Origin of the sequence: Mesorhizobium sp. CA15, from assembly GCF_020165215.1 — a bacterium.
Classification (GTDB): Bacteria; Pseudomonadota; Alphaproteobacteria; order Rhizobiales; family Rhizobiaceae; genus Mesorhizobium.
Map to the genome: position 1 here is coordinate 245,319 of NZ_JAIUHQ010000001.1, position 17,296 is coordinate 262,614.

Annotated in this window: 19 protein-coding genes; 6 read left to right on the forward strand and 13 right to left on the reverse strand. The window is 63.4% G+C overall.

Annotated elements, in window-relative coordinates; translation table 11 throughout:
* Positions 1 to 103 precede the first annotated feature (103 nt).
* From LB515_RS01240 to LB515_RS01250, 3 genes are all read right to left on the reverse strand, one after another.
* Positions 104 to 715 (reverse strand): LysE family translocator, encoded by a 612-nt coding sequence (locus LB515_RS01240; RefSeq protein ID WP_224706506.1) that lies wholly within the window; start codon positions 713 to 715, stop codon positions 104 to 106.
* Positions 712 to 990: a DUF4031 domain-containing protein gene (locus LB515_RS01245; RefSeq protein WP_140841277.1), complete on the reverse strand. Its 279-nt coding sequence runs from the start codon at positions 988 to 990 to the stop codon at positions 712 to 714. The genes LB515_RS01240 and LB515_RS01245 overlap by 4 nt, the downstream gene beginning before the upstream one ends.
* Positions 991 to 1,072: 82 nt before the next feature.
* Positions 1,073 to 1,903, reverse strand: coding sequence for a cell envelope integrity EipB family protein (locus tag LB515_RS01250; RefSeq protein WP_224706507.1), 831 nt, complete (start codon positions 1,901 to 1,903; stop codon positions 1,073 to 1,075).
* A gap of 139 nt (positions 1,904 to 2,042) precedes the next feature.
* Here LB515_RS01250 and LB515_RS01255 point away from each other — a divergent pair, with 139 nt between their 5' ends.
* From LB515_RS01255 to LB515_RS01270, 4 genes are all read left to right on the forward strand, one after another.
* Entirely contained in the window at positions 2,043 to 2,507 is a 465-nt protein-coding gene (locus tag LB515_RS01255; protein ID WP_224528804.1) for a RidA family protein, read from the forward strand.
* 8 nt (positions 2,508 to 2,515) lie between these two features.
* Positions 2,516 to 3,244: a glycerophosphodiester phosphodiesterase gene (locus tag LB515_RS01260; RefSeq protein WP_224528806.1), complete on the forward strand. Its 729-nt coding sequence runs from the start codon at positions 2,516 to 2,518 to the stop codon at positions 3,242 to 3,244.
* A 55-nt stretch (positions 3,245 to 3,299) separates the two neighbouring features.
* Entirely contained in the window at positions 3,300 to 4,514 is a 1,215-nt protein-coding gene (locus LB515_RS01265) for a GNAT family N-acetyltransferase (RefSeq protein WP_224706508.1), read from the forward strand.
* A 172-nt stretch (positions 4,515 to 4,686) separates the two neighbouring features.
* Positions 4,687 to 5,115 (forward strand): HIT family protein, encoded by a 429-nt coding sequence (locus LB515_RS01270; RefSeq protein WP_224706509.1) that lies wholly within the window; start codon positions 4,687 to 4,689, stop codon positions 5,113 to 5,115.
* Positions 5,116 to 5,205: 90 nt separating this feature from the next.
* On the opposite strand, the gene clpA is transcribed toward LB515_RS01270, so the two are convergent.
* The 3 genes from clpA to LB515_RS01285 form a co-directional block, all read right to left on the reverse strand.
* Positions 5,206 to 7,671, reverse strand: a complete 2,466-nt coding sequence (gene clpA / locus LB515_RS01275; protein ID WP_095765347.1) for an ATP-dependent Clp protease ATP-binding subunit ClpA — start codon at positions 7,669 to 7,671, stop codon at positions 5,206 to 5,208.
* A 6-nt stretch (positions 7,672 to 7,677) separates the two neighbouring features.
* Positions 7,678 to 8,004, reverse strand: a complete 327-nt coding sequence (clpS, locus tag LB515_RS01280) for an ATP-dependent Clp protease adapter ClpS (protein ID WP_036258315.1) — start codon at positions 8,002 to 8,004, stop codon at positions 7,678 to 7,680.
* 278 nt (positions 8,005 to 8,282) lie between these two features.
* The gene (locus tag LB515_RS01285; RefSeq protein ID WP_095765346.1) at positions 8,283 to 8,612 is read right to left on the reverse strand and encodes a phasin family protein; all 330 of its coding nucleotides are present in this window, start codon (positions 8,610 to 8,612) and stop codon (positions 8,283 to 8,285) included.
* Positions 8,613 to 8,900: 288 nt separating this feature from the next.
* On the opposite strand from LB515_RS01285, the gene LB515_RS01290 reads away from it, so the two are divergent.
* On the forward strand, positions 8,901 to 10,325 hold the full coding sequence (locus tag LB515_RS01290; RefSeq protein ID WP_224706510.1) for an SPOR domain-containing protein: 1,425 nt from the start codon (positions 8,901 to 8,903) through the stop codon (positions 10,323 to 10,325).
* Between the two features lie 43 nt (positions 10,326 to 10,368).
* Here the strand turns inward: LB515_RS01290 and LB515_RS01295 are convergent, their stop codons facing one another.
* The 3 genes from LB515_RS01295 to LB515_RS01305 form a co-directional block, all read right to left on the reverse strand.
* Complete coding sequence (locus LB515_RS01295; RefSeq protein ID WP_224706511.1) at positions 10,369 to 11,067, reverse strand: molecular chaperone DnaJ; 699 nt, start codon at positions 11,065 to 11,067, stop codon at positions 10,369 to 10,371.
* Positions 11,068 to 11,190: 123 nt separating this feature from the next.
* The gene (locus LB515_RS01300) at positions 11,191 to 11,628 is read right to left on the reverse strand and encodes a DUF1489 family protein (RefSeq protein WP_095765343.1); all 438 of its coding nucleotides are present in this window, start codon (positions 11,626 to 11,628) and stop codon (positions 11,191 to 11,193) included.
* Between the two features lie 84 nt (positions 11,629 to 11,712).
* Positions 11,713 to 13,116, reverse strand: a complete 1,404-nt coding sequence (locus LB515_RS01305) for an L-serine ammonia-lyase (protein ID WP_095765342.1) — start codon at positions 13,114 to 13,116, stop codon at positions 11,713 to 11,715.
* Between the two features lie 168 nt (positions 13,117 to 13,284).
* On the opposite strand from LB515_RS01305, the gene LB515_RS01310 reads away from it, so the two are divergent.
* Entirely contained in the window at positions 13,285 to 14,004 is a 720-nt protein-coding gene (locus LB515_RS01310) for a DUF599 domain-containing protein (RefSeq protein ID WP_140841255.1), read from the forward strand.
* On the opposite strand, the gene LB515_RS01315 is transcribed toward LB515_RS01310, so the two are convergent.
* From LB515_RS01315 to gatC, 4 genes are read right to left on the reverse strand one after another with little or no spacing between them, the layout of a single operon-like run.
* Positions 13,977 to 14,774: a YdcF family protein gene (locus LB515_RS01315; protein WP_224706512.1), complete on the reverse strand. Its 798-nt coding sequence runs from the start codon at positions 14,772 to 14,774 to the stop codon at positions 13,977 to 13,979. The two genes, LB515_RS01310 and LB515_RS01315, sit on opposite strands and share 28 nt — an antisense overlap.
* A 30-nt stretch (positions 14,775 to 14,804) precedes the next feature.
* Complete coding sequence (locus LB515_RS01320; RefSeq protein WP_224706513.1) at positions 14,805 to 16,370, reverse strand: amidase; 1,566 nt, start codon at positions 16,368 to 16,370, stop codon at positions 14,805 to 14,807.
* The gene (locus tag LB515_RS01325; RefSeq protein ID WP_140841249.1) at positions 16,370 to 16,828 is read right to left on the reverse strand and encodes a GNAT family N-acetyltransferase; all 459 of its coding nucleotides are present in this window, start codon (positions 16,826 to 16,828) and stop codon (positions 16,370 to 16,372) included. The genes LB515_RS01320 and LB515_RS01325 overlap by 1 nt, the downstream gene beginning before the upstream one ends.
* A 3-nt stretch (positions 16,829 to 16,831) precedes the next feature.
* Positions 16,832 to 17,119, reverse strand: coding sequence for an Asp-tRNA(Asn)/Glu-tRNA(Gln) amidotransferase subunit GatC (gene gatC, locus LB515_RS01330; RefSeq protein ID WP_095765337.1), 288 nt, complete (start codon positions 17,117 to 17,119; stop codon positions 16,832 to 16,834).
* Positions 17,120 to 17,296: the final 177 nt, after the last annotated feature.

Here is a 17,296-nt window from a genome sequence, read left to right on the forward strand (position 1 = left end):
CTCAGCCGGATTTCTCCCGGGCAGACACCAAAGTCCGTGTGTGGAATGAGCGCGCATATAGAGGGGAAGCGTCACAAACGCAAGCCGGGCGCCACTTCGCGCATCAACGTGCGGCAATCAGCGCACCGCTACCGATCATCGCGCCGCCAGCGAGCCTGTTCATGAGGCGCATGCGCTTCGGGGTCTTGAACCATCCGGCTGCCCGCCCCGCCATCGCGGCATAGAGACCCATGGTGACGATATTGACGCTGACCACGACAAGGACCACGAGCAGGCCATCGGCGAAGGTCATGGTGTCAAGGTTGAGGATCAGCGGCATGATGGAGGCGTGGAACAGAATGGCCTTCGGATTACCGAGCGCAATGGACGCGCCGAGAAAGAAGGACCGCGACAGCCGCGCCTGTGTTTGGCGAGAGTCGTCCGGTTTCTGGGCGACCGCCCGCCACATCCTGATGCCGAGAAAGACCAGGTAAGCGGCGCCGGCGTATTTCAGCAAAAGAAAAATCCACTCGAAGGTCTGGGCCAACGCCACCAACCCGAGCAACGCCAGGGTGACCAGGACGGCGTCGCCCGCGGCGACCCCCATGCCGGCTATGAAAGCGCGCAAGAACCCACGCGACAGACCATTGGTGATGACCGCGAACATCGCCGGTCCAGGCGTGGCGGCGGCCAATGAGATCGCGACGCAATAAGCCAGGAACGCCGTCATCGTCATCGTCTTACCTTCCCGTTCGGAACCCGCACGCGGCGGAAGATCGCCACGATGTCCTCGCGGCTGCACTCGATCGCCCCAAGCCTGACCGCGCGATCACGCTCGAAGCCAGTGATATCGTAATGCGGCGCCGATGTCTTGGGTGGCCCCTGATAGGACGAACGCTTAAGGCCCAGCTCGGCTGCAAAGCGATGGAGTTCGTCGGTATTGTCGGCGAGCAGATGGCACCAGCGGTGGCCGGCCCATTTCCAGATCGCCGCATCGACATAGACTGCCATCAGGCCCACCGCATTCGGTGAGCCTCACGCATGGTATTCGAAGGCCAAGCCTGCAATCCGGGCCGGCTGCCGTCAGCAATTGCTATTTCGACGCCGGGCAAGGCTTGTTCTGATCGAACAGCGACAGGTTCACCAGCTTGCCGGTCATCGAGAATTCGCCATAGTCCATGACGAGGTCGCGGGTGATGCCGTTCTCGTGCAGCTTGAAGCTGATCCGGTATTCCGGCACCTCTTCGCCTTTGTTGTCGGTATCGTCGAAATAGGCGATGTCGACCGGCCAGTATTTGTCGGTCGCGAGCTTGGCCAGCGCCGGCGCCTCCGGGTCCGATTTCTGGACATCGGTCTTCTTGCCGACGATGACGGTGGTGGTCATCACCTTGTTGGCGTCTTCAGAGCCGTCGAACAGATTGGTCTGGTAGAAATTTTCGCCCTTTTCGGCCTTGCCGATCAGCTCGACCAAATGCTGGGTCGGGAACTGCGTCGCTGCAAGCTCGAGGCTGTTCTTCTCAGGCTTGTCGATCTCGACTTTGAGGCCCTTCTGCTCCCGGGTCGCGATGCCTTTCACTTCCTTGTCGAGGTTCTGGTCGGTGAAGGATTTCGTCACGAACGAAAAAGTTTTGCCTTCGGCATCCTCGAACGTGGTCGTCTGCTGGTCCGTCAGCTTCGTGCCGTCGGCGGTGGCAATCTGGGTGACGAAGCGAAATTTCACCGTATAGCCTTCGCAGGCGGAACCATTGAACTCATAGACCATGCGGCCGGTGATGCCGGTAATGCCTGAGCGATCGGAGGCCTTGTTGAGCGTGAGATCGTAGACGGCGCGATGCGCCTGCAGCGCGGGCACCGCAAGGGCCGGCGCCATCGGGAGCATCGCCGAGAAACAGGCGGCGGCGAGAAAAAGGCGCGTTGCGCGCATGCGTTGCTCCGATCGTCGCGGCTGCGAGGCAGACCGCAGGGAAAGATGGTCCAGCTTAAAAAAAGTCGTGGCGGAAGCGAGGCAAAAATAGCAATTTCGGCCCGGCCAACGCGGCGTCTTCCAGCAATAGGGAAAACCAATGAGCGAAACAATCGAAAAGCGGCTAAGCGATCTTGGCGTCACCCTCCCGGCCGCCGCCGCTCCCGCCGCCAACTACGTGCCCTATTGCCGCACCGGCAACACGCTGTTCACCGCCGGCCAGTTGCCGCTGAAGGACGGCAAGCTGCAGGCAAGCGGGTTGCTCGGCCGCGACATCGACACCGCTACAGGCAAGGAAGGCGCGAAATTCTGCGCCATCAACCTCCTGGCGCAGGCCAAGGCCGCGCTGGGCGATCTCGAAAAGGTCCGGCGCCTGGTCAAGATCACCGTCTTCGTCGCCTCCGCGCCGGATTTCGTCGAGCAGCATCTTGTCGCCAACGGCGCCTCCGACTTCCTGGTCGCAGCACTCGGCGAGCGCGGCAAGCATGCCCGCTCCGCCGTCGGCACCGCCTCGCTGCCGCTCAACGCCGCGGTTGAGATCGAAGCGATCTTCGAAGTCGAGTGAGGCTCAACATGACCGATCTGTCCTGGCTGATTGCGCAGCCCGTCGCGCATCGCGGCTTCCACGACATGAACAAGACGCGCTGGGAAAACACGCTGTCGGCTTTCGCCGCGGCGGCCGAGCGCGGCTATGCCATCGAATGCGACGTGCATCTCTCGTCCGACGGCGTCCCGGTCATCATCCATGACGGCGATCTGAAACGGCTGACCGGCCAGGATGGCTTCGTCTGGCAACGCACCGCGGCCGAACTGGCGACGCTCAAGATCGGCGGCACCAAGGACCACGTGCCGACGCTCGAGGAGGCGCTCGACCTGATCGACGGCCGTGTGCCGCTGGTGGTCGAGCTGAAAGGCGTTCCCGGCCACGATGCGGGGCTGGTGGCCAGCGTCGGCCGGTTGCTCAAGCGCTACAACGGCAAGGTGGCGATCATGTCGTTCGATCACTGGCTGATCCGCGACTTCGCCAAGGACGCCCCCGGCATCCCCGGCGGGCTGACCGCCTATGGCAGGGACAACCAGTTGATCGAGGCGCATTTCGCCATGCTCGCGCACGATCTCGCCTTCACCTCCTACGCTGCCGGCGATCTGCCCAACCCCTTCGTCAGCTTCGTGCGCGAAAAGCTGAAGATGCCGGTCATCACCTGGACCGTGCATGACCAGCCGGCTGTCGACCTCACCTTCAAATATGCCGACCAGATGACTTTCGAGGGTTTCGAGCCCGGCCTGGTGAGAGTTGGCTGAGCCGAGTGCCTCAAACGTGACTTGTAGCTGCCCCTGCGAAGCTTAAATAAGCCCCATGGATCAGGGCGACGAAGACGATGGACGGGCAGCGAACGCGGATTATGCGATCCGCATCGCGGCGGGTATCGGCGCCTTCACCTGCGAGGAATGGAACGGCTTTGCCGGAACCACGCGCGGCGATCAAGAGAACGGATACAACCCGCTGGTTTCATTCGCTTTTCTAAGCGCTCTGGAAGATTCCGGCTGCGCCGTCCGGCGCACTGGCTGGCAGGGTCATCACCTGCGGCTGGAAACCGCGCAAGGCAGGCTTCTCGGCGCCGTCCCTTGCTACCTCAAATCGCACAGCCAGGGCGAATATGTCTTCGACCATGGCTGGTCGGATGCTTTCGAACGCGCCGGCGGCCGCTATTATCCCAAGTTGCAATGCTCGGTGCCGTTTTCACCAGTCACCGGCCCTCGCCTGCTGGTCGGCAGAGGCGAGAATGAAAGTGCGGTGAAGGCCGGACTGGCGGAAGGCCTGAAGCTCGTGACCGACAAGCTCGGCGTCTCGTCCGCGCATGTCACTTTCGCAACCGAGCCGGATGTGGCGACACTGGAGGCGGCGGGCTTCCTGCATCGCACCGACCAGCAGTTCCATTTCTTCAACGAAGGTTTTTCGACCTATGACGACTTCCTCGCCACGCTTGCCTCGCGCAAGCGCAAGGCAATGAAGAAGGAGCGCCGGGAAGCGCTTGCCGACGGCATCTCGATCGACTGGCTGACCGGCAAGGACATCACCGAAAGCGCCTGGGACGATTTCTTCGCCTTCTACATGGATACCGGCGGGAGGAAATGGGGGCGGCCCTATCTCAACCGACAGTTCTTCTCGCTGATCGGCGAACGCATGGCCGACGACATCCTCCTGGTGATGGCGAAGCGGAACGGCCGCTACATTGCCGGCGCCATCAACTTCATCGGCTCCGACGCGCTCTACGGACGCAACTGGGGCTGCATCGAGGATCACCCCTTCCTGCATTTCGAGGTCTGCTACCATCAGGCGATCGATTTCGCCATCGAGCGCAAGCTCAAGGTGGTGGAGGCAGGCGCGCAGGGCGAGCACAAGCTGGCGCGCGGCTACCGGCCGGTGACCATGCATTCGGCGCACTACTTCTCGCATCCCGGCTTGCGCAACGCCGTCGCCGACTATCTCAGGCGCGAGCGACGCGAGGTCGAACGCATGGCCGAATATCTCGAAGAGCACACGCCCTTCCGCAAGGATCTTGGGGAATAGCCGGCTTCACCGCGCGCCATGCCGCTGCGATGAAACATGAAAACAGAGACTTTAAAGCGCGTCGCCCGAATCCATTCCTTACGACGCGCTTCAGCGATCCCGCCCGAGCGCCTTGCCGCCCGTCGGCGGCTTCGCTACACCGGACGGTGAATGCAATTGGGAGTGTCACCCCATGGCCGAAGCCTATGATCCCGGCAATATCTTTGCGAAAATCCTGCGCGGCGAGATTCCGTCGCACCGCGTCTACGAGGACGATACGGTCGTCGCCTTCATGGATGTGATGCCGCAAGGCATGGGCCACACGCTGGTGATGCCCAAGGCGCCGTCGCGCAACATGCTCGACGCCGATCCGGCAACGCTCGGCCCGCTGTTCGCGGTCGTCCAGAAGGTGGCCGTGGCAGTGAAAAAGGCCTTCGACGCCGACGGCGTCACCATCATGCAGTTCAACGAATCGGCCTCCGGGCAGACCGTCTACCATCTCCATGTCCACGTCGTGCCGCGCTTCGAAGGCGTGCCGTTGAAGCCGCATTCCGGCCAGATGGAGAAGCCTGAGGTGCTGGCCGAGAACGCCGGCAAGATCCGCGCGGCGCTGGGAAGCTGACCCAGCCTTCGACCCGGTGACTGCGCGCTGACCGCTCAAAAGAAAAGAGCCCCATTGCCGGGGCTCTTTTGCATTTCAAATGAAGGCCGATCAGCCCTTGCGCGGCAGTTGCGGCACAAGGCTGCGTTTGTTGCCGTCCTTGCCCTTCGGCTCCGGCTTCTGCGCCACGGCCTTCTTGGGCGCCGGCTTCTTGGCCACCGCCTTCTTCGGCTTCGGCGAGTCTTCCGGCTCTTCCTTCTTCGGCTGCACGGGCGACTCGTCGGCGAGCGATTCGAGCTTCAGGCCGGACTCGCCGGTTTCCTTCTTCTCGACGGTGACGCGCACCGTGCCGCCCTTCTTGAGCTTGCCAAACAGCACCTCGTCGGCCAGGGGCTTCTTGATGTGCTCCTGGATGACGCGGCCGAGCGGACGCGCGCCCATGCGCTCGTCATAGCCCTTATCGGCCAGCCAGGCGATCGCGTCCGGCGACAGGTCGAAGGTGACGCCCCGCTCGGAGAGCTGGGCCTCAAGCTGCATGACGAACTTCTGCACCACCTGATGGATAACCGGCACCGGCAGCGAACCGAACGGGATGATCGCGTCCAGGCGGTTGCGGAACTCCGGCGTGAAGAGCCGGTTGATCGCCTCGACGTCGTCGCCCTCGCGCTTGGTCGAGCCGAAGCCGATCGCCGCACGCTGCGCGTCCGAGGCGCCCGCATTGGTGGTCATGATCAAGATCACGTTGCGGAAGTCGATCTGCTTGCCGTTGTGATCCGTCAGTTTGCCGTGGTCCATCACCTGCAACAGGATGTTGAACAGGTCCGGATGCGCCTTTTCGACCTCATCGAGCAACAGCACGCAATGCGGATGCTGGTCGACGCCGTCGGTGAGCAGGCCGCCCTGGTCGAAGCCGACATAGCCGGGAGGCGCGCCGATCAGCCGCGAGACGGTGTGGCGTTCCATGTATTCCGACATGTCGAACCGGATCAGCTCGACGCCGAGCGAGGCGGCAAGTTGCTTGGCGACTTCCGTCTTGCCGACGCCGGTCGGGCCTGAGAACAGGTAGGAGCCGATCGGCTTCTCCGGTTCGCGCAGGCCGGCGCGCGCCAGCTTGATCGCCGAGGTCAGCGCCGTGATGGCCGTATCCTGGCCGTATACGACGCGCTTCAGCTCGATATCGAGCCCCTGCAGCACCTTCTCGTCGTCGGCCGAGACCGTCTTCGGCGGGATGCGCGCCATGGTGGCGATCGTCGCCTCGATCTCCTTGATGCCGATCGTCTTCTTGCGCTTGGCTTCCGGCACCAGCATCTGCGAGGCGCCGGTTTCGTCGATCACGTCGATCGCCTTGTCCGGCAGCTTGCGGTCGTTGATGTAGCGCGCCGACAGCTCGACCGAGGCCTTGATCGCTTCGCTCGTGTAGCGGACCTTGTGGAACTCCTCGAAATAAGGCTTCAAGCCCTTCATGATCTCGATGGCGTCCTCGATGGTCGGCTCGTTGACATCGATCTTCTGGAAGCGCCGCACCAGCGCGCGGTCCTTCTCGAAGAACTGGCGGAACTCCTTGTAGGTGGTCGAGCCGATGCAGCGGATGGCGCCGGACGACAGCGCCGGCTTCAGAAGGTTCGATGCATCCATGGCGCCGCCCGAGGTGGCGCCGGCCCCGATCACCGTGTGGATCTCGTCGATGAACAGCACCGCGCCCGGATAGTCCTCGAGCTCCTTGACGACCTGCTTCAGCCGCTCCTCGAAGTCGCCGCGATAGCGGGTGCCGGCCAACAGCGTGCCCATGTCGAGCGCGAAGATGGTTGCGTCCTGCAGCACTTCCGGCACATCGCCTTCGACGATGCGCTTGGCGAGGCCTTCGGCGATCGCCGTCTTGCCGACGCCCGGATCGCCGACATAGAGTGGGTTGTTCTTGGAACGGCGGCACAGCACCTGGATGGTGCGGTTGATCTCGCTGTCGCGGCCGATCAGCGGATCGATCTTGCCGGCGCGCGCCTTGTTGTTGAGGTTGACGCAGTAGGCCGTCAGCGCGTCCTGCTGCTTCTTCTTGCCGCCCTCTTCCTGCGGTTCGGCGCCGTTCTGGCCGCCCTGCTCGTCCTCGGCGCCGCGCGGCGTGCGCGATTCCGAAGCGCCTGGGCGCTTGGCAATGCCATGCGAGATGTAATTGACCGCGTCGTAGCGGGTCATCTGCTGTTCCTGCAGGAAATAGGCAGCGTGGCTCTCGCGCTCGGCGAAGATGGCGACGAGCACGTTGGCGCCGGACACTTCCTCGCGGCCGGATGACTGCACATGGATCACGGCGCGCTGAATGACGCGCTGGAAACCTGCCGTCGGCTTCGAATCCTCGTCATAACCGGTGACGAGGTTGTCGAGCTCGGTGTCGATATAGGTGAGAACCGTATGCTTGAGCTCGTCGAGATCGACGTTGCAGGCGCGCATGACGGCGGCGGCCTCGGTATCGTCGATCAACGCGAGCAGCAAATGTTCGAGCGTCGCATACTCATGATGCCGCTCGTTGGCGAATGTCAGCGCCTGATGTAGCGCCTTTTCCAGGCCTTGGGAGAAAGCCGGCATGTTACCTCACTTCTTCTCCATCACGCATTGCAGCGGATGCTGATTCTGTCGGGCGAAATCCATGACCTGGGACACTTTGGTCTCGGCCACCTCGAATGTGTAGATGCCGCACTCGCCCACTCCATGATTGTGAACATGAAGCATGATGCGTGTGGCGGCTTCGCGGTCCTTTTGGAAAAATCGTTCCAGGACGTGAACGACGAACTCCATCGGGGTGTAGTCGTCGTTCAGAATGAGGACCCGGTAGAGACTGGGCTTCTTGGTCTTGGTTTTGGTGCGCGTGATGACAGCGGTGCCGCGACCGGGATCGTTGCGGTCTCCGTCACTTTGCATTCGCACCACGCCTGCCGTGGCAGTCAAACCGATCGTCACGTAGTCCAGCCTTTTCGAATCCTCATGCGAGTTCAACATGTAGGTTCTCGATGGACGATTTTAAGCCCTTCTGTTTAGCTGACAATATGGCTAGGTGGGCAAACTGCAGCGAATTCTCTCAATCGTGAATGCGGCAAGGTGCGTCAGGTTGCGATCACGCATGAAAAAACCCGGCCGCGTTTTCGCGACCGGGTCCTTTTGATTGGCCCGCTGGCCGTGTCCGGTGTGATCGGGCGAAATTACTTCGCCTTGGCGACCACCGATTCGAAGGGCTTGTACGCTTCCTTGGCGAGCTCGGCATAGAGATTGCCGATCTTGCTGGCCTCGGCCACGAAGCTCTCATAGCTCTGCTTGGCGTAATCGGTCTGGATCTCGACGGCCTTTTCGATCGACTTGGCCGCGAACAGCTTCTCGAAGGCGGCGGTGCCGGCTTCGAAGCTCTTCTTGGTGTATTCGCCGGCTTCGGTGGCGATCGCCTGCGCGCCCTTGGTGAGCGACGCAAAGCTCTTCAGCCCGGTGTCGGCAAATTCCTTGCCGTATTTCGTGAAGTCCTCATAGGTCTGGGTCATTTCATACTTCCCTTTGGTTGAAACGCCCTTTTTGCCCCGGGCGCCCTTGTGCAATGCACCTCAATATATTGTGCGATGCACAAAAGTCAAGAATCCCCTTGATATGCAGGGGGTCCAGCGCCGGCGGCCGGTAAAATTCGATTAAAGAGAAGCTCGATTTGCCGAAAAATGGTGAACGTGGCGGTTACCATAAACGGATTGGTAACGCTGGGCGCGATAGCTTCGCTGGAAGTGAGGTCGGCACTCCCTTTGCCGCCTCCGGGGCAACGAAATTCAGGGTAAGTAACGGTGCGTCAGGCGTTGTCGGGGCTGGTCTCCAAATCTTTCTCCCTCAAGGCAATCATGATCGCCGCGCTCGCGATGACGGTTGTCGTCGCCGACGTGGCGTCGGCAATGGCAGCGAGAGCCTCGGCCATCGTCGTGGACGCCAAGACCGGCAAGGTGCTCTACTCCGCTGACGCCAATGGCCGGCGCTATCCCGCCTCGCTTACCAAGATGATGACGCTCTACCTCACCTTCGAAGCGCTGGCGAAGGGCAGGATCAGCAAGAACACCCCGGTTCCGTTTTCCGCTCATGCCGCCGCCGAGGCGCCGACCAAGCTCGGAGTGCGCGCCGGCGGCTCGGTTCCGGTCGAGACCGCGATCCTGTCGATCGTGACGAAATCAGCCAACGACTCGGCGACCGCGCTTGGCGAGATGCTTGGCGGCAGCGAAGACAATTTCGCCCGCATGATGACGGCCAAGGCGCGCCAGCTGGGCATGAACGGCACCGTCTTCCGCAACGCCAACGGCCTACCCGACCCCGGCCAGTTCACCACGGCTCGCGACATGGCGATGCTGGGCATCGCGCTCCGCGAGCATTATCCGCAATATTACGGTTATTTCTCGCAGCGCTCGTTTCTATATGGCCGTCAGCGCATCAACGGCCATAACCGTCTGCTCGGCCGCATCAAGGGCGTCGACGGCATCAAGACCGGCTACACCCGCGCATCGGGCTACAACCTCGTCTCCTCCGTTGCCGATGGCGACCGCCGCCTCGTCGCGGTGGTGATGGGCGGCGCTTCCGGCCGCAGCCGCGACAACCAGATGGCCGCGCTGATCAACACCTATCTGCCGCGCGCCTCGACGCGCGGCGGCGGCGATCTCATCGCCAAGGGCAACGACAATCCGATCAAGACTTTGGCCAAGGTCTTTTTGCCCAAGCATGACGCGCCGACTCCGGACGCCAAGCCGGCTACGGATGACGCTGTCGTCGCCTCAGCCGACGATGACGTCCAGGACGACAGCCAGCAGGTCGCCGAAGAGACGAAACCGGTGATCCAGATCAAGAAGGTGAAGACGGTTGCCGTGGCCGCGATGGCGCCGCCCGCCAAAACCGAGGAAGCCTCGGCCCAGGTCGTCACCGCTTATGCCGACCCATCGCCCGCAACACCGGCGATCGATCCGGTCAAGACAGCGTCGGTGCCCTCCGGCTGGGTCGTTCAGGTTGCATCGTCGCCGACGAAAACCGGAGCCCAGGCGCTGCTCGAAAAGACGAGCAAGCAGGCGCCGAGGGTCTTGGCGGACGCATCGGGCTTCACGGTCGCTTTCGACAAGGACGGCACCACCTATTACCGCGCCCGTTTCGGCGGCTTCGACTCGAAGGACGCCGCCTGGAAGGCCTGCGACGCCCTGAAACGCAAGAAAATCTCGTGCTACGCCGTCGAGCAATAGGCGGCTGTTGAAATCTCCGGGAAAGTACCCGCGTCGAAGGAGACTAATCGTGATTGGAGAGCAGGACGTCCTTGGCTTCATTGATCCGCGCCGCCAGGACAGACGTGCCGCCGACATCGGCGTTCAGGCGCTGCATCAGGCGGCGGTGCGCCTTGCGGATATCCGCCGCGGCAGCCCCCGCTTCAAGACCAAGGACCTTGTAGGCCTCCTCCTTAGTCATGGAGCCCGCACCTGGCGCAACACCCAGCCCTTCGCCACCGTGCGGCTGCGCGTCCTTGCGCCAGACGGGAAAACGGCCGTCAAGATACGTCTCTAGGAGCTGGCGGCTCTCCATATCCGGGCTGAGCTCGCCATGAAGCTGGCGCAGGTCCGTCAGCCCCATTGCGCCCAGCATCTTGCCTTCATAACGCCCGGCCAGGACGAGCCCCTCGAGCTTGCCGCTGTCGTGGTCGAGGTCCATTTCGAGCGCGGCAGTGCGCACCGTCGAATGTTTGGAAGCGGCGGCGCGCGCCGGAGGCCGCCTCGTGCGTATCCAGCCGACCCAGGCCAGCGCCGCGAGCAAAAGCAGTCCGCCGATAAGGCTGCGGCCGAAGACCAGCATGGGCGCCCCGACCAGTCCCAGAAAAGCCGGTCCAAGCGATCTCAGACTATCGGCCATCCTTGCGGGATCAGCGCGCACAAAGAGCATGGCGGCGCCGAAAAGCACCACAAGCACCGCTGCCAAAGCGAGGATCACACCCATCGATTAGCACCGCCATACGGATGACCGAGCATAACAAATAGGATGGGACCAAGGTCCGGCGCTTGCAAGTCCCACATCGGACGAGCCGAAGGGCCAGCGGTGGGTTTGCCGGCCGGCGCGGCGCTACAGCAGGCCGAGTTCGGCGAGTTCGAGCCTGAGCTTCGGCGGCATTTCGGCGAGTGCCGCCCTGCCCTTGCCGAGATCGGCCGGTGCGTCGGCGGGCTTCAGATAACGCCAGCCCTGGAAGGCGCGGCGCGGCTGCCAGTCGGTGCGCACCACCTCAGGATCGAGCACCAGATGACAACGGCCGATGCCCTCGCCGTCGACGAAGGGCCGGATCTCGGTGATCAGTTGCCGGCACTGCACGCTGCCCTTGATCACCCAATAGAGCGAGCCGCCGTCGGTGATCTCATCGCCGCGCGTCGGCACCATGCGGGTGGTGTGCCAGTGCTCGGCCGGCTCGCCCGCACGGCGCCGCTCGTCGAGGCGGAAGGCGATCCACTCTTCGAGGTCCTCGACGCTGTCGCAACCGACGCACAGTTTGATGAGATTGAGTGACATGCCCCAAGATTTAGCCGCGAGGGTTGACGCGTCAACGCCTTGAGCGACTTCTCCACAAGGCCAGCCTGGGGTCTCGATAAGACCTCAGCACTCCACCACATTGACCGCGAGGCCGCCGAGGCTGGTTTCCTTGTATTTCTCGTTCATGTCGAGGCCGGTTTGGCGCATGGTCTCGATCGCGGCGTCGAGCGGCACGAAATGCGTGCCGTCGCCCTTGATGGCCAAGGAGGCCGCCGTCACTGCCTTCACCGCGCCAAGCGCGTTGCGCTCGATGCAGGGCACCTGCACCAGGCCGCCGACAGGATCGCATGTCATGCCGAGATGATGCTCGAGCGCGATCTCGGCGGCGTTCTCCACCTGCTCGGGCGTGCCGCCCATGACGGCGCACAGCCCGGCGGCGGCCATCGCCGAAGCGGAACCCACCTCGCCCTGGCAACCGACTTCGGCGCCCGAGATCGAGGCGTTGGATTTGATGATGCCGCCGACGGCGGCGGCCGTCAGCAAGAAATCGCGGATGCTCGGCTGGTCGGCTTCGGGATGGAAATGCAACCAGTAGCGCAGCACTGCCGGCAGTGTGCCGGCGGCGCCATTGGTCGGCGCCGTCACCACGCGACCGCCGGCGGCATTCTCCTCGTTGACAGCCATGGCGTAGATCGACAGCCAATCATTGGCGAGCAAGGGATTTGGCCTATTCTGCTGCCACTGTTCCTGCAATTTGTCGTGCAGCTGCCGCGCGCGGCGGCGCACCTTCAACCCGCCCGGCATGATGCCGTCCTGCGACAAGCCGCGATCGATGCAGCCCTTCATCGCGCCCCAGATGGCGTCGAGGCCTTCGTCGAGCTCCTCGCGCGACATATGCATTTCCTCGTTGGCGCGCTTCATCTCGGCGATCGAAAGCCCGCTTTTGGCCGCCATGGCCAGCATTTCGGCGGCGTTCTTGAAGGGGTACGGTACTTTCTTGCCCTCGGTCGTCACCGAGCCCTTTGCCTTCATGCGCTGCAGCTCTTCCTCGGAAACGACGAAGCCGCCGCCGATCGAATAATAGATGCGCTTGAGCAGCAGCCGGTCGGACGCATCATAGGCATAGAAGGCCATGCCGTTGGCATGGCCGGCCAGCGGCGTCTTGCGGTCGAGCACGAGGTCCTTGGCGGGATCGAAGCGGTATGTCGGATGCCCGGGCGGCGAAACCCGCTTCTCCGCGCCGATGCGGGCGACGATGCCGTCGGCTTCGTCCGGATCGACCGTCTGCGGTGTCTGCCCGGCCAAGCCGAGGATGACGGCGCGGTCGGAGCCGTGGCCGATGCCGGTATAGGCAAGCGAGCCGTGCAGGCTGGCGCCGATGCGGTCAACCTTGACGCCGGCGGGCCGGGGCCAGTCGCCGGCCAGGATCTCGTCGAGGAAGCGGCGCGCGGCCGTCATCGGCCCCATCGTGTGCGAGCTCGATGGGCCGATGCCGATCTTGAACAGGTCGAAAACCGAAAGGAACACTGGGGCGTCGTCTCCTGAGGACCGCTCAAGGCTTACATATAGGAATTCCCGGGATGTTTCCGCTGTTTTGCATGGCGCGGCGCGGCGGCTGCCGACCTTGTTTGGTCCGCCAGCGACATCGCTTGCCGCCTGTCGAAGTGCCGGCACCCCTTGTGTTAAAAGCAATGGATGGGCGATTCACTTCATCTTTCGGCGGCCGATCTGGCGGCGCTGGCTTTCTTCCTGGTCGTCTGGGTTGCGCACACGCTCGCCTCGGACGGCAAGCTGGTCCGTCGCATGTCACTGACCACGGCGATGAATGCCCAGCGCGAGGCCTGGATGCGCAATATGGCCGAGCGTGAAATCCGCATCGTCGACACTGCCATCATGGGCGGCCTGCAGCAAGGCACCGCCTTCTTCGCTTCTTCTTCTCTGATCGCGCTCGGCGGCTGCTTTGCCCTGCTCGGCGCCTCCGACCGCGTACTTGAGGTTCTGGCCGACCTGCCCTTCGGCGCGGCCTCGTCACGCGAAGCCTTCCAGACCAAGGTGTTCGGCCTGGTGCTTGTCCTGGCCTTCGCCTTCTTCAAATTCGGCTGGGCCTACCGCCTGTTCAACTATTGCTCGATCCTGATCGGCGCGGTGCCGACTCCGCATGGCCCGGCTTCGCGCAACCCGGTCAGCGAAACGGCGGTGTGGCGGGCGACCCGCATGAACGTGCTTGCCGGCAAGCACTTCAACTCCGGACTGCGCGCCGTCTTCTTCTCAATCGGCTATCTCGGCTGGTTCGTCGACCCGGTCGTCTTCGTGATATCGACGCTGGTGCTTCTGGCGGTGCTGGTGCGGCGCCAGTTCTTCTCGGCGGCGCGGCAAGCCGTGCTCGGTCAGCCGCCCGGCCCGGGAAAGAACTGATCGATCTTGCCGGACAGCCTGTAGGCGAAAAGTCCGATCCATTCGCGCACTGCGATGGTGGTCGCCTGCACCGAATCGACCGGATTGTCGCGGTAGAAGCCGACGCCTTCCCTGCCCGAGGTGCGATAGTCGACCGGCCACGGAATGGTCGCAAAACCCGCCTTGTCGAACAGCGCCTTGGCGCGCGGCATGTGGAAAGCCGAGGTTACCAACAGCCAGGTCTCGCCCGGCTTCGGCTCGACCAATTTTCGCGAGAACACCGCATTCTCGTAAGTGTTGCGGGATTTATCCTCTAGGATCAGGCGATCGGCGGAAACGCCTAAGGCGCCGAGCAGCCGCGGCGCCGTGTCGGCGTCGCCCTCGCCGTCGAGAAAAAGCGAGCCATTGCCGCCCGATACGACGACCTTCGCTTGCGGAAAGCGCCTCGCAAGGATCGCTGTCTCCACCATGCGGTCGCCGCTGCTGTTCAGCTCGTAACCGCCGCGCGCCAGATTGATGGCGCCCTCGAAGCCGCCGCCAAGCACGACGATGCCGTCGACCTTCTCGGGCAATGGCGGCTTGGGGAAGCGTTCTTCGAGCGGATTGAGCATCATCGCGCCGACCGACGTCCAGGCCGAAAGGACCAGGATCGCGATGCCGAGCACACTGCCCGCGGCCGCCAGCCGCCGGCGCCCAAACAGCGCTGCCAGCAGCCCGGCAAGCAACAGGAAGATCGCCAGGTTGATCGGTTGGATGAAGAACCAGAGAATCTTGGAAAGATAGTAGAACATGCATCGCCCCTTGTCAGATGAGGGGCGACGCTACCACCACTTTTCCGGCTGGAACCTGCCCGCCGCCTGCTCGATGACGTTGGCCGTCTGGAACAGCGTTTCCTCGTCGAAGGGGCGGCCGATCAGCTGCAGGCCGAGCGGCAGGCCCTTACCGTCGAGGCCGGCCGGCACCGAAATGCCGGGAAGGCCCGCCATGTTCACCGTCACGGTGAAGATGTCGTTGAGATACATCTTGACCGGATCGGAGGCCATGTCCTCGTCGGCGATGCCGAAGGCGGCCGACGGCGTCGCCGGCGTCAGGATCACATCGACGCCGGCGGCAAAGACGTTCTCGAAGTCGCGCTTGATCAGCGTGCGCACCTTCTGCGCCTGCAGATAGTAGGCGTCGTAATAGCCCGCCGACAGCACATAGGTGCCGATCATGATGCGCCGCTTGACCTCGCGGCCGAAACCGGCGGCGCGGGTCTTCTCATACATGTCGACGATGTCCTTGCCGGGCACGCGCAGGCCGTAGCGCACGCCGTCATAGCGGGCGAGGTTCGACGAAGCTTCGGCAGGAGCCACGATATAGTATGCCGGCAAGGCGTATTTGGTGTGCGGTAGCGAGATGTCGACGATTTCCGCGCCGGCGTCCTTCAGCCAGGCAATACCTTGCTGCCAGAGCGCCTCGATGTCTTCCGGCATGCCGTCGACACGATACTCCTTCGGAATGCCGACCTTCATGCCCTTGATCGGCTTGCCGATCGCCGCCTCATAGTCCGGCACCGGACGGTCGACCGAGGTCGTGTCCTTCGGGTCGACGGAGGCCATCGACTTCAGCAGGATCGCGGCGTCGCGCACATCGCGCGCGATCGGCCCGGCCTGGTCGAGCGAGGAAGCGAAGGCGACGATGCCCCAGCGCGAGCAGCGGCCGTAAGTCGGTTTGATGCCGACCGTGCCGGTCAAGGCGGCTGGCTGGCGGATCGAGCCGCCGGTATCGGTGGCGGTGGCGCCGGCGCAAAGGAAGGCGGCCACCGACGAAGCCGACCCGCCCGATGAGCCGCCCGGTACCAGCTGGGCGTTGTCCAAGGTCCGCGCCGTCTTCGTGCCGCCGGCGGACACAAAGCCGCCATCGCCCTGATGCGTCGTCGGCATGACGACCGTATCGATACGCGAGCGACGCCACGGATTGATCACCGGGCCGTAATAGGAGGTCTCGTTGGACGAGCCCATGGCGAACTCGTCCATGTTGAGCTTGCCGAGCATGACGGCGCCGTCGGCCCACAGATTGCTGGTCACGGTCGACTCGTAGCGCGGCTTGAAGCCGTCCAGCACGTGACTGCAGGCCTGGGTGTGGATGCCTTCGGTGGCGAACAGGTCCTTGATGCCGAGCGGAATGCCTTCCAGCGCGCCGCCCTCGCCCGTGGCCAACCTGGCATCGGAAGCCTTGGCCATGTCGCGCGCCTTGTCGGCGGTCACAGTCACATAGGCATTGAGCACCGGATTGGCGCGATCGATCGCCGCGAGATAGGCCTCGGTGATCTCGGCCGCGGTGATCTCCTTGCCGCGCAGCTTGGCGCGGGCCTCGGAAATGGTGAGATGTGTGAGATCGCTCATCAGGCAAGGCTCTTTTCGTAAAACACCGACCACTCGGAATCGGGATAATCCAGCACCGGTCCGCAACGCGAGAATCCGGCGCGCTCATAGACGGTCCAGGCGGCGGGGTGCCGATCGCCGGTTTCAAGGACCAGGCGCTTCAGCCCTTCCTGCCGGGCAAGCGCCTCGACACGTGCGACGATCTCGGCGCCGATCTTGCGGCCGCGATGCGAAGGCCGCGTGTACATACGCTTGACCTCGCCGACCGTATCGTCATGGCGCTTGAGCGCGCCGCAGCCGACGGCAAGGCCGTTGTCGCGAGCGATGAACACCGTCGTATCCTCGTCGGCCATCTGCTCGACGGTGAGATGATAGCAGTGCTCGGGCGGCGTCAGTTCGAGCAGCGCGGCGTTGAGTTCGGCGACCAACGCGCGCACGTCGTCCTGCAAAGGCGTCTCGACGGCGATCTCGACAGCCACGCTCTACTCCACCACCTTCGGAACGAGGAAGAAGTTCTCGTCCGTCGCCGGCGCGTTGGCGACGATGTCGGCGGCCTTGTTGCCGTCGGTGACGGCATCCTGGCGCTTCTTCATCTCCATCGGCGTGACCGAGGTCATCGGCTCTACGCCCGAAACATCGACCTCGTTCAACTGCTCGACGAAGCCGAGAATGGCGTTCAATTCGCCGGTCATGCGCTCGGCGTCCTCCTCGCTCACCGCTATGCGGGCAAGGTGCGCGACGCGCTTCACGGTCTGAAGATCAACGGACATGTTCTATCGCCTCGGGAAAACCAGTTCGGGCTATAGCGGCGCGGCGCTCAGCGTGCAACACGGATCATGCCGGTTCGATCGCCACGCGGTTGCTCCCCGGGCGCTTAAGCGGCAATGCGACGCCCTCGCAGTGATAATGGCTGCCACGGTTTGCCGGCCTGTCTGCAGCGTATCTTT